The sequence below is a fragment of the uncultured Aliiroseovarius sp. genome, from assembly GCF_947497285.1.
Lineage (GTDB): Bacteria > Pseudomonadota > Alphaproteobacteria > Rhodobacterales > Rhodobacteraceae > Aliiroseovarius.
In genome coordinates, this window is sequence record NZ_CANMFT010000011.1 from 42,523 (window position 1) to 53,025 (window position 10,503).

Below are 10,503 nucleotides of genomic sequence, written 5' to 3' on the forward strand. Positions count from 1 at the left end.
CCCGTTTCGATCTGGTGCCGAAAATGGGCATCGGGGTTTCTGGACAGCGCGAATGCGCCTGCTCCTGAAACTTCGAATGCGATGAAAGAAAGGATTAGGAGCCAGCGGGCCAAATCGACATGACTGGCGCGGGCAGGCGGTGTAGCCGCCAACACGGGAATGTCTATTTTGCTTGCTGGCGGCGGCATCCCTGCCGCCAACTAGCCGAAGTGGCGTTCGGCTTGCCCGAACCCCAAGGCTCAATACCCAGCAGGATACGGATGATGGTGTGGGAGTTGGGCATTGGCCGTCGCGACGCGATGAGCCATGTCCGGAGCTGCAATCGTTATAGCTCAAATGGGTGGGGGATAATGAAAATTGCTTAGATTTGTGCTATCGAGAGCGTGCTCACATTTGCTAAAACTTACAGATTGAAAGGATGAGACTATGCCTAACCCAATTTCTTTAGACATATCGAAGCGCGCGCAAGTGCATGTTGGTCGCGATGCGGCTTATAATCAGCGATTAACGTTCGAAAGTTCGGACGTAGCGTTCTTGATGGATGTCTACGGCATAGCGACAACCGGACAGAATAAATTTATTATACATCTCGATCCGGGCAGATGGACGGTGAAGCACGAATTTAAACAATTTGGTGAAGTCTCACCTTGGCTTCTCGGCAAAGGAAAGGTTCTTAATCATCAATTTGCTTATTTCGATGACGGTGGTGAAAACGAGGGTGATCATGACTTTAACGACGTCTTGTTACGAGTATATTACAACTACAACGATCCAGGAATAATCCGAAACCTTAGGATTACTCCAATCACCGGTACTCCAAATTTACAGTTTAAGTCGACCAAATGAAGTCAAAGGCGAACGAAGCCGCCCTGCCGCGCGCGGCTTCCCGAACACGGGAAAGGGCGGTCTCTCGACCGCCCAGGTACGTTAGCGCCTTAGTCCTGATTTTCCTCCTTCGGTTTGGCAGGGAACGCAGCCATTTCCACGCCGGGGAACATGTCGTGCTTCACTGTGACCGAAGTGACGTTGCCGTCGTCGTCGGTGTTCAGGAAGAGAACCCCGCAGGTGTTCCAGAAGTTTGTGCCGTCTTTTTCGCCGGTTTTAACGCGCAGTTTCAGAGCTTGTGCCATTTTGTAGATCCTTCATCTTGTGTTTCGATAAACAATCTTTGGCGTGCAGCTAAGAGGGGTGTGTCAGCAGGTTTTTTGTCTCGCGAGGAATGCCCGTAGGGCAGGGGAAAATACCTGTTGAAGCGGTTCTTGAACCGCGGCTCTCCCCGGCTGCGCGCGATGTTTTATCAGATAGAAACACATATGAGGGATCGGAAATGGCGCCCCAAGCTCGACTGTGATTATGACAAGCAAGAAAGGCAAAGGCGTTTGGATCAGCTGAAGAAGCTCCAACACCCATCGACAATGACGGCTGTCTCAACACAGGCTAGATGATGCCGCCGACATGTACCCTGTGGAGATCCGCATTCCATACAAGCCAATCTGGAAAATCAGAAAGGTGCAGGCCCGGGCAACACGAGAGACAGGCCCGAAGGGATGAAAAGCGCGGCAGGGCGGCTCCGCCGCCTGGACAAGTCGATCGTTACCCGCACGGGCCGATCCACGCTGACCTTGGCGACCATGCGGGCCTCGCCAGATGCTGGCTCGTAAGAGACAGTAGCCGGCGTTTTGGCCGCAGGGAGACAGGGCAGGGGGGTTCGGAGCGAAAGCCGGCATGCCGGCTGAAGCTTAGAGCACGGTCACGAGCTGCAAGCTCGGGATGGCCCAAAACCCTTTCGAAACCGTTCCGAAACCCTTACTGAAAACAATGTCCAAAAGTCATTAACTATCTATAAGGGGCGTTAAATAGCTACTGGAACTGTGAGCATTCTTTCACTACGGTTCTCCCCGACGACATGAAAACGAAGATCGTAATCGTCCACGGCGCTCACGGTCTTCAATCGTCACCGGAAAAAGTGAAACCAAGGAGATCACGATGGCACACTACACACTAAACGTCCCTGTCAAATATGACGACAACGGCACCGAGAAAACGAGCTTTCGCCGCGTCGGAGCTGTTTTCGAAAATCAGCGCCGCGACAAAGACGAAACCGTTCTTTCGATCAAACTCGACTTCCCCGTTGGCGCGACCGAGCTGGTGGCCTTCCCAGCTAAGGCAGCCGACGAAAACGACGGGACCGAATAGGCTAAACGCGGCGGGCGGCCGACACCGGCCGCCGCCTAGCCGGGCTACTTGTCCCGGCTTTTGACCTCGAACGTGATTTTCAGAAAAACCAAGTTGATTTCGATAGCCAAGCTCAGGTCGATGCGCTGAAGCTGCTTTCGGATTGTCTTCAATCTGCGCGCTGCGATGCGACGAAGGCGCGTTGCTGTTTTACGAATGTATTTCATGATCTGTCTCCTTAGTGAATAAACGAGGCAGAAAGACACGGCGGGAAAGGGGACCAGTCAACACGCGCGGCACGCGCCCGAAGGCTTGGTGTTTACAGGTTCCCGCGCCGTGTAAATTGGCCGATGGTGTTCATGGAGACAGGCAGGGTATATTTGAAAGCACCCCGCAACGCATTGCAGCTAGGGTGACAAGCTAGGGGGCTTCAGCCCCCGCGCCTCCGGCGCTCCCCCGAGGATATTTTTAGAAAGATGATGAGAGAAGATGAGCAAAACAGGAAAGTGCGGGCATTGTGGCTATGAACCGGTAGCGATGCGCGCCAAGATTTGTCCAAATTGCCACGGAGAAGACCCCATACTTGCTGGCGCAACCTTGGGAGATTGGGGCAAGGTTTTGGGGTTGGTCGGTGTTGCTTTGGCGCTGATGATTGGGATGATCGCTGTATTCGGGTTTCCCAACTAAGCGCGGGGAGAAACGGGAAAAGCGGCCCCGAAGGGCCGCTAACCGTGTCAGCCGAAGCCGATCAGGGAGTTCAAAACGACGACGACGCCAACAACGATGGCAAACATGAAGCCTTGAACGGTCAGAACCGATTGGTAAACGTCTGACTTCCTGACCATGTTGCTCTCGATGTGTTCGAGGCGGCTCATTAGTTGTTCGAACTGGTCTTTGCTCATTTGCTCGCTCATGGTGAGATCCTTTCTTAATTTAGGTTGAAAACCGTCTAAAAGCAATGAAAGCACTGCCCCATGCGGTCGCAGGCATTTGGACACGCCACGTCAAGGACGGCCTGCAAGGCCGCGTGCGAGCTGCGCCCTCTTTGGCGCAGCGAAGTCCTTTACGGGTGTGGGATAATGCAAAGACCGTGTGGGGTGGGGATGTTCGGCCCTGGGCCGCGCGACCAGCGGGGACCAGGTTAACAGCCGGACACGATCTGCACGGGTCGATCTTGGCGCACCGAGTCAGGAAATACCGCCGCGCAATGCGGCTTCTGCGCGAATAGCGCACGTCCCTGATGCAGATGGCCGCAAGGTTATCTGGGGCAGGGACTACACAGGCAGGTAGCCACCCTCAAAAGAGGGTGAGCTGATCACCTGCAATGGCTGGACCCGTCCCGAGATTTTCAAGACGCTCTGCGCGCTCAGCCTCGATGCGATTTGTGCGCTCTTTTTCAGCGGCTTCCCATTGGGCGGCGCGCTCTTTCTGCTTGGCAAACGGATCGCCATTGGCATTGAGAAAGACCGTCGCGGCGGCGGTATAGGCGCCAGTGAAAACCTCAAGGGAAATACTGTTGCCGCAAATGATCTTACCAGCAAGGCCACGGGCTGCGCATTGCAGATAGCACATATGATAGGTCGATCGCGAAAGCTCTACAGCCTCGATCCAGACGGTTGTTTCCAGATTATGACCCTTACCCTCGATCACGTCAGCCACCGCCATAAGCATTCCCCCTGCGCCTGCTGCTGGTTCCTGCAAGGTAATGAACCCTTGTTCTTCAATCATCTGGTCAACGGCAGATAGGTTGATTTCGGCCATGAGGCGCGAAACTTCGTAGGGCGTGAAAAACTGCCCTAACCTGCTGTCCAGTGCGCCGATCTCACCGGCGACCATGCCCAGAAAATCGCAACCACCATTGCCAATTTCGCCTAGGGCAATGCCCATGAGTTCGGGCATTTTGCGCACATCGTCCTTGTCGCGGTAGCGTCCAACAACTTCCATATATTGCGCTTCTAGGGCGTCCTTTTGCTCGGCAAACGGGCTGGCCTTCTTAGCCAACGCGCAATAGCCCATTTCGCAGAAGTCGGAGAAAACCTCGGTACGGTATTTTGAGCGGTCAATATCGTTAATCAACCGCACAAATTCTTTCGCTGCTGGTGTCATGCTGCCACCTCAGAAATATAGAAATCCTCTGGGCGTCCGTTCAACTTGTCGCCTGCGCGATTGGTCAAACCGACCGAGTTTTGGTTTGGCTTGAAGGTGATGAAATATTGACCGTGGCAATCAAGGGTGACGGCGTAACCGTCATGGACCCAGCGAACGGGTTTTCCTGCATCAACGGCGGCTTTGATTTCTTCGATGGTCATTGTTCAATCACCTTTTCAACGGCTGTATCCTCGCTGCCGCAATCGTCGCAAACGGTGTGGTCGAAAATCGCGCTAAGCTCCCATTGCTGAAGCTCTGCATTCCATTCGGCGTAAGCGTCCTTTCGGACGTTCTCGCCGCCGCAAGCACCGCAATGGATGGTCACGTCAGGATCGGGGCGGGGGATGGTGGCTGTCTGGTTCACTGGCCTGCCTCCACCCAATCAACCGCCCATGCGTCCATTGAGGCCAGCGTTTTGCCGTATGGATCGGCAAGCGCAAGGTCTGGTTTTGTGGTGGCAGCGCGGTGATGGTCGCGGCCCAAAACCCGCAATGTGACTTCACATGCTGATTGAACAGTTTCCGTTCCCGTCCGGTCGGGGTGGTCAATCGTCAGCTTAAACATGCGATTCATCCTCCACAGAGAAGACAACGGTTTCGTTTTCAACTGTGTAGGCAACTTCCTTGGAAAGAAGCTGACGAGCTGCGCTGGTGGGTAGGTTTGGAAAGGTGTCGCAAACCACCTTAACCATTTGCGCCCGATCTTTTTCGAAGGCATAGCCATTGATCGCCCAAGCAATAATGCCGGGTGTGTGAACTGCTGGGGATGAACCCAAACGATATGTCGTCATAGATTTGTCCTTTGTGGTGCGACGTTTCGGGCTTGGTGCCTTCTTTCCGCCGATGGGCTGCGCCTCGGCTCTCTGATCTGACCGGAAACGCATGTTTCCGGCGGAACAGAGTGGAGAGGGCGTAAGCCCGACCCACGGGCCTGAACGGGACTGTCAACGGTCTCGGGGCAGGGGTGGTGCGGCCCGCAGCGTAGCGAGGACACGGCCCTGACACGCGACGACCGCGCAGCGGGCGCTTGCCGATTGACCGGCCAGGGCAGGTCTGTTGGGCGGACAAACAAGAAATGGAAAACTGCCTGATCCGATAGAGCGCAAGCGGAATCGGGTCAGACCTTTGGGATGTGCGATCTGCGCGCCTCGCGCGGATCTCGAAAGACTGACTGCGACAGTCGGTCGTTACCCTCAAGGGCCGATCCGCGCTGTCTAGGGCAACCATGCTGGCCGTGTCGGGTGCTGGCTCATGTGAGACAGAAACCGGCACACTAGGCCGCAGGGAGACAGGGCAGGGGGGTTCGGGGCGAAAGCCGGCATGCCGGCTGAAGCCTAGAAAGCGCGATTGTTGCCAGACTTGGGATTAACTGCTGGCCTTGAAATAAGATTTAGGAACACCACATTGGAATCTGCATGACGCCTCGGTACAGAAATTCTGTTCAGTGCACTTTTTGTCTATCCAGGGGAAAAAAGTGCCAGAGGGAGTATGAACCGGTTACGCAAGACACCGGGCACTGGAAAAGTTTGAGCATGACAGAGCCGAAAGGTGACGCCATGTCTGGAAGGAACTGTTCGGAAGTGAGTAGGCTCGCCATGAAGGGGAGCATCAGCTTATGCCCGAACTTTCATTTGCGGCAAGTATTGCCGAAATGATCGCGGCCCTCGCGACGCTCGGGGTAGCATACCTCGTGTATCGCCAGAGCCGCAAAAAATAATCGAAGGGGCTGCATCTGTGGCCCCTTCTTTTTTAGGCTGCGAACTAAGTTAAACCTTCCTCATATCTAGAGCTTCCGTAGGGGTTAGCAGGACCATACTTGATGCCAGCCTCTTCAAACCAGCCGTAATAACCGCATAACCATGCCCGGTGAAGGCCCGAGCGCGCTAACTTGCGGCGCATCCAGCGCGGCGCTTCCCAGCCGCCGTACGCATAAAGATAAACACGATGATATGCAGCCTTCATGACTTTGGCCCTTGCCACGGGTTAATCACATCAAGCCTAAATGCCTTAAAGGGTGTCGTGTCTCGCGAGGCGACAGGCGCGGTATTATTCGCAATAGCGATAGAAGCAATTTGCCCATCTGCAAAACCAACGGCGATGCCCTCACTGCGGACTAAGGCCATTCGCATACCGTAGTAGTAAGCAGCGGTTGCATCGAATGGCAAAATTCTGCCCCTGAATTGGTCCTCAATGATGTGGGCCACAGCGTCTTGTAACTCTGCCGCCCGCTTTCCGTTGGGTAGACAATGCGCCCCAAACATAAGCTCCGCTGCAGTGATTGACGTTAGATACAGATTTGTCGGCTCCTGCTGATCCAACCACTCCACGACATTTGGATTGGGGGCGGGCTTTTGAAGCTCAGAAATTACGTTCGTGTCGAGAATGATCATTCTAGCTCCAATGGCTGTGCAGCGGTTTTGTCTCTGGCAATGTCTAGCTCATCACCTTCGATACCCTCGAAGCAAGCCCGTAAGCGTGTGCCAAATCCACCCTTCTGTTCCGCCTCGAAGGTTTCAACCAAAAGCGCTCTAACCTCGGCCTCGGCACTTCGGTTGTTCTGCGCCGCCCTGTGTTTCAAGGCTTCGTGAATTTCGTCTGGTAAGTTTCTGATCGACATATTTCCCATAGGCTCACTCCTTGATGGCAATTTACAAAGTGATAGCAACTTTTAAGGATGATAGCAAACAGAAAAGTGCTATCAACCTGCACACTGGAAGTTAATTGTCACAGCACGAAGGACAAAAAAAGGCCCCGTCGCATGTCGCGAACGGGGCCAGTTGATCCTCACCACAAGGAATTTCTATCAGGTGGACGGGGCGTTTCGTCCTTCAGGTAGTTCGGCGACCGTGGCGCATGGCAGCACCTCGTCAATCCTGTTCAGATAAACGGCCATGGCGACCGTCAGGTCTTTCAGATCGGCTTGCTCGGCCATGTCGTGAACGCTGGCCCAATGCGGAGCCTTGCTGGTCCATGTTCCTCGTTGTTCCTGGCTAACGTCCTGCGCCACGGTTGGCGCGGCGACTGCACCCAGACCGGCCAGCTCATCGGTCAACGGTCGTAGCATGTTTTGAACATCCGCATCCTCGGCACGATTGGACTGCGCTGATTTCAAAATAAGCTGCAACGTCTCAACCATTTTCAGCACACGACCTTCGTTCGTTTGGTTCACAAAAGGCATGACTGCTCATCCTCATCAACGGTTTCGGTCTCTTTCAGAATATCGCGCAATACCGTCTCAGCATCTTGCTTCGCGTCTGCCAAAAGCCGGTAATAGCCACCAAACTCGTCCGGCACGTTCGGCCCCGCCAAGTAGTACGGACGGAGCGGGCGGTTTCCGGTGTAGCGCTTCACCCCAATTTTTCCGATATGGCCCTCAATTTGATATTCGCGGGGTCGGCCATCGGGGCCGGGTGCGGTTGGTATCCATTTGAAGCAGGTCATAGATCGTTTCTCCATCGGTGGATGGGGCAGGGCGCTAAGCGCCCTGCCATTGTTTTCACGCCATGCCTTCGGGCAACCATGCGTCGATCTTGGCGGCTTGCTCGTCGGTGACGTTGTGCGCTTTGCGCATGTCGGCATCGGAAAACAGCTTCTCCAACTTCTCGGCCTTCTCGCCCTTTTTCAGCTTGGCAAAGGTAGTGGCGGTCGGATGATCTTCGGACAGGTCCAGAAGATCGCGCCAAATCTCGACCATGTAAGGACCACCAACGCGACCAAAGAAGTTTTCAGCGGTCGGCGTCCAAACCTCGCGAATGCTCGGCTTGGTTTCCTTTGCTACCATCGCCGCCAGCTTGGCCTCACCACCTTGATACTGCGCAGCCAGAAAGCGGGTCAGTTCGCCTTTGATGTGATCCGCACCCTTCTTGCGGAACGCGCGGAAGGATGCGCCAAGGTCTTTTGCATCGTACATGTCGCGCGGCGGATTGCTGGTCAGACGTTCGTCCAGTTCATAGCCATTGCCCTCGGTGGTGGGCCAGTTCGGGACAGTATTCATGGAAATTCCAAAGGGAGTTTTCCAGAAAAGATTGTGGCTCAACTGGTAGGCCAGAAGGTCGATCAGCAAGTCAGGATCGCGCAAGATCGCGTGTTGCTGCGCCCCTTGGGCGATGCGAGACAGATCGTCGGCCAGCTTTTGAGAAATAGGCGACTTCTTCACATCACTGTTGCCAGTGCTGTGCGCCGATTTTTTGAGAATGCCAGCGTCGATAGCAGCCTGTTTATCTTCGGGCTTCACCATACCAGCCGAAAGTTTCACCGCGCCTTCGCGGTCCACATAGACAAACGCGCCTGCATGGGCCTTCTGTTCTTCGGTGAAATCACCGTCAAGGATCACCTGCAAGGCATCAAGCTCTGCTTGGCCTTCCTCGTCCAACACGCCACCATCTTCAAGCTCGCCCAACTCGTCAAAACGCTCAACCTGTTCTTCGGTCAGGATGCCCTCAACCGGATAGATACGGCCAAACTTTTCCAAACCCATACTGTAGGTGCACACATACGGCTCGGTGACTGTATCAACCCACTTCCAGCCTTCGGCCTCGCAAACTTCCTTCGCGGCGGCGTCCAGTTTCGCGTTGAACACCTCGTCCAGAATTTCGGGGTTGTCGAATAGGGTAACTTCGGCAAACAGATCACCGCCGATCTTGCCACCTGCTGCTTTATAGGCTTCCTCGCCTACGTAAACTGCGCGACGGTTGGACCCTTCCACACTGTCAGGTTTCAGCAAGCTTTTCAGTTGATAGTCAGACCAGCTTTCGCCGCGAACATGCTCCAAAACCTCAAGGCTGCGTTTCTCGTCGTCGCTGATCGTGAAACATGCAGCCATGCTTAGATTGATTTCGCCTGCCGCCAATGCCTCGATGATCGGATCGGACAAATGCGCCAGCGCAAGGCGGCGATAGACGTGCTTTTCCGTGACCGCGAAAGAGCGAGCGATAGCGGCTGGTGTCGATCCTGCGGCTTCCATTTTGCCATAGGCACGGATTTCATCGGCGGGTGACAGATCGCGTCGTGCCACGTTCTCGGCATAAGCCCATTGTTCGGCGGTTTCTGCGTCCGGTGCCAGCATCACCATAGGGTTTGCCAGTTCGGGGCGCGTATCTGCCATGTTCGGGTGTTGTTCTGCGAGATACTGCAACGCGCGCAAGCGGCGACCGCCTGCAACAATGTCGGCTCCACCCATATCGTCGCCAAGGCCAGCGATAGGCTGGATCAGACCAGCGGCCCAGATGCTTTGTGCCAGTTCGGCAACTTCATGCTCGGGAACATGTTGGCGCGGGTTCAACGGGGAAAGTGTCAACATAGCCAGCGGAATGCGGGCTTCGGTTGCGATGATTTTGGATTGCTTAGTCATTAGGTTCATCCTTGTTTGGTGGTGAGATTTTGTGTTATGGATGCCCCAGCCCTGACGGGCTGAGGCGAGAGGGCTTAAATGGCCCCATGCTGGATCAGGAAGCGGCGTCCGATACCAAACTGATCGCCCTTCCTGAGAAGCGCCCAAGCCTCGGCAATGTGGCGCTTCTTCTTTTCATTGCTCATGTGTTTCACCTTCCTTTCTGCTTGTGGTGATGGGTGGGAAGGGCGTTTGCCGCCCCTCCCTTGGACCTGCTCAACAGGCCAGCCTCGGTGCGGGATCGGGAGAATACCCCGCCAACCGAACTCAGTAATCGCTTGGGAAAAGGATGGTCAGAACGCGGCGTGTCTTGGTGACTTCTGACGGATCATCCGAACCGCCTTCATAGTTCGCGTCATAAAGGTCGATCTTGAACCAGACCGCCTTGCCTTCAATCTCAAGCCGCCCCATTGAACGCTCGCCATATGGGTCCATTTCTTCGGTGAAGTCTTCGAACTTGCGCACGGCCAAGATGCAAGCCGCAACAAAAGCGGGGCCTTCTGCATAAACGGCACGGGTCACGACCCAACGTCCTACGCTCTCGTCCAGCATGATCATCTTGCGAAAAGCATCGTTTTGCTTGGCAATCGCCTCACGGCGCAACGCTTCGCCAAACTGTTCAACAGTCACTTTGTCGATCTTGATAGAAGTCATAGATTTTTCCTTTGTGGTGCGACGTTTCGGGCTTGGTGCCTTCTTTCCGCCGATGGGCTGCGCCTCGGCTCTCTGATCTGACCGGAAACGCATGTTTCCGGCGGAACAGAGTGGAGAGGGCGTAAGCCCGACCCACGG

Annotated in this window: 17 protein-coding genes; 3 read left to right on the forward strand and 14 right to left on the reverse strand. The window is 54.9% G+C overall.

The annotated features are described in order from the left end of the window. Positions 1–426: 426 nt before the first annotated feature. Positions 427–846: a hypothetical protein gene (locus tag Q0864_RS16240; RefSeq protein ID WP_298571913.1), complete on the forward strand. Its 420-nt coding sequence runs from the start codon at positions 427–429 to the stop codon at positions 844–846. An 89-nt stretch (positions 847–935) separates the two neighbouring features. Here the strand turns inward: Q0864_RS16240 and Q0864_RS16245 are convergent, their stop codons facing one another. Then, a complete protein-coding gene (locus tag Q0864_RS16245) occupies positions 936–1,130 on the reverse strand; it encodes a hypothetical protein (RefSeq protein WP_298571916.1) in 195 nt (64 codons plus the stop codon). An 856-nt stretch (positions 1,131–1,986) separates the two neighbouring features. On the opposite strand from Q0864_RS16245, the gene Q0864_RS16250 reads away from it, so the two are divergent. After that, complete coding sequence (locus Q0864_RS16250; RefSeq protein WP_298571918.1) at positions 1,987–2,196, forward strand: hypothetical protein; 210 nt, start codon at positions 1,987–1,989, stop codon at positions 2,194–2,196. A 44-nt stretch (positions 2,197–2,240) separates the two neighbouring features. On the opposite strand, the gene Q0864_RS16255 is transcribed toward Q0864_RS16250, so the two are convergent. After that, complete coding sequence (locus Q0864_RS16255) at positions 2,241–2,402, reverse strand: hypothetical protein (RefSeq protein ID WP_298571920.1); 162 nt, start codon at positions 2,400–2,402, stop codon at positions 2,241–2,243. A gap of 262 nt (positions 2,403–2,664) precedes the next feature. Between Q0864_RS16255 and Q0864_RS16260 the strand changes: the two genes are divergently transcribed. After that, positions 2,665–2,862 (forward strand): hypothetical protein, encoded by a 198-nt coding sequence (locus tag Q0864_RS16260; protein ID WP_298571923.1) that lies wholly within the window; start codon positions 2,665–2,667, stop codon positions 2,860–2,862. A 47-nt stretch (positions 2,863–2,909) separates the two neighbouring features. Here Q0864_RS16260 and Q0864_RS16265 read toward each other — a convergent pair whose 3' ends face one another. The 12 genes from Q0864_RS16265 to Q0864_RS16320 form a co-directional block, all read right to left on the reverse strand. Continuing rightward, positions 2,910–3,089 carry a hypothetical protein gene (locus Q0864_RS16265; RefSeq protein WP_298571926.1) on the reverse strand — a complete coding sequence of 60 codons (180 nt, stop codon included), beginning with the start codon at positions 3,087–3,089 and terminating at the stop codon, positions 2,910–2,912. 382 nt (positions 3,090–3,471) lie between these two features. Further along, a complete protein-coding gene (locus Q0864_RS16270; RefSeq protein WP_298571929.1) occupies positions 3,472–4,281 on the reverse strand; it encodes an N-6 DNA methylase in 810 nt (269 codons plus the stop codon). Beyond that, complete coding sequence (locus tag Q0864_RS16275) at positions 4,278–4,484, reverse strand: hypothetical protein (protein WP_298571933.1); 207 nt, start codon at positions 4,482–4,484, stop codon at positions 4,278–4,280. The genes Q0864_RS16270 and Q0864_RS16275 overlap by 4 nt, the downstream gene beginning before the upstream one ends. Further along, the gene (locus tag Q0864_RS16280) at positions 4,481–4,687 is read right to left on the reverse strand and encodes a hypothetical protein (RefSeq protein ID WP_298571936.1); all 207 of its coding nucleotides are present in this window, start codon (positions 4,685–4,687) and stop codon (positions 4,481–4,483) included. Before Q0864_RS16280 ends, Q0864_RS16275 begins: the two co-directional genes overlap by 4 nt. Continuing rightward, positions 4,684–4,887 carry a hypothetical protein gene (locus Q0864_RS16285; RefSeq protein WP_298571940.1) on the reverse strand — a complete coding sequence of 68 codons (204 nt, stop codon included), beginning with the start codon at positions 4,885–4,887 and terminating at the stop codon, positions 4,684–4,686. The genes Q0864_RS16280 and Q0864_RS16285 overlap by 4 nt, the downstream gene beginning before the upstream one ends. Next, positions 4,880–5,113, reverse strand: a complete 234-nt coding sequence (locus Q0864_RS16290) for a hypothetical protein (protein ID WP_298571943.1) — start codon at positions 5,111–5,113, stop codon at positions 4,880–4,882. Before Q0864_RS16290 ends, Q0864_RS16285 begins: the two co-directional genes overlap by 8 nt. A gap of 1,167 nt (positions 5,114–6,280) precedes the next feature. Further along, positions 6,281–6,712 carry a type II toxin-antitoxin system VapC family toxin gene (locus tag Q0864_RS16295; RefSeq protein WP_298571947.1) on the reverse strand — a complete coding sequence of 144 codons (432 nt, stop codon included), beginning with the start codon at positions 6,710–6,712 and terminating at the stop codon, positions 6,281–6,283. Beyond that, positions 6,709–6,948: a plasmid stabilization protein gene (locus tag Q0864_RS16300; protein WP_298571950.1), complete on the reverse strand. Its 240-nt coding sequence runs from the start codon at positions 6,946–6,948 to the stop codon at positions 6,709–6,711. The genes Q0864_RS16295 and Q0864_RS16300 overlap by 4 nt, the downstream gene beginning before the upstream one ends. 177 nt (positions 6,949–7,125) lie before the next feature. Next, positions 7,126–7,500 (reverse strand): hypothetical protein, encoded by a 375-nt coding sequence (locus tag Q0864_RS16305; RefSeq protein ID WP_298571953.1) that lies wholly within the window; start codon positions 7,498–7,500, stop codon positions 7,126–7,128. Continuing rightward, complete coding sequence (locus Q0864_RS16310) at positions 7,488–7,763, reverse strand: hypothetical protein (RefSeq protein WP_298571956.1); 276 nt, start codon at positions 7,761–7,763, stop codon at positions 7,488–7,490. Before Q0864_RS16310 ends, Q0864_RS16305 begins: the two co-directional genes overlap by 13 nt. A gap of 55 nt (positions 7,764–7,818) precedes the next feature. Beyond that, the gene (locus Q0864_RS16315; RefSeq protein WP_298571959.1) at positions 7,819–9,672 is read right to left on the reverse strand and encodes a ParB/RepB/Spo0J family partition protein; all 1,854 of its coding nucleotides are present in this window, start codon (positions 9,670–9,672) and stop codon (positions 7,819–7,821) included. A gap of 306 nt (positions 9,673–9,978) precedes the next feature. After that, positions 9,979–10,365 carry a DUF3768 domain-containing protein gene (locus Q0864_RS16320; RefSeq protein ID WP_298571962.1) on the reverse strand — a complete coding sequence of 129 codons (387 nt, stop codon included), beginning with the start codon at positions 10,363–10,365 and terminating at the stop codon, positions 9,979–9,981. Positions 10,366–10,503: the final 138 nt, after the last annotated feature.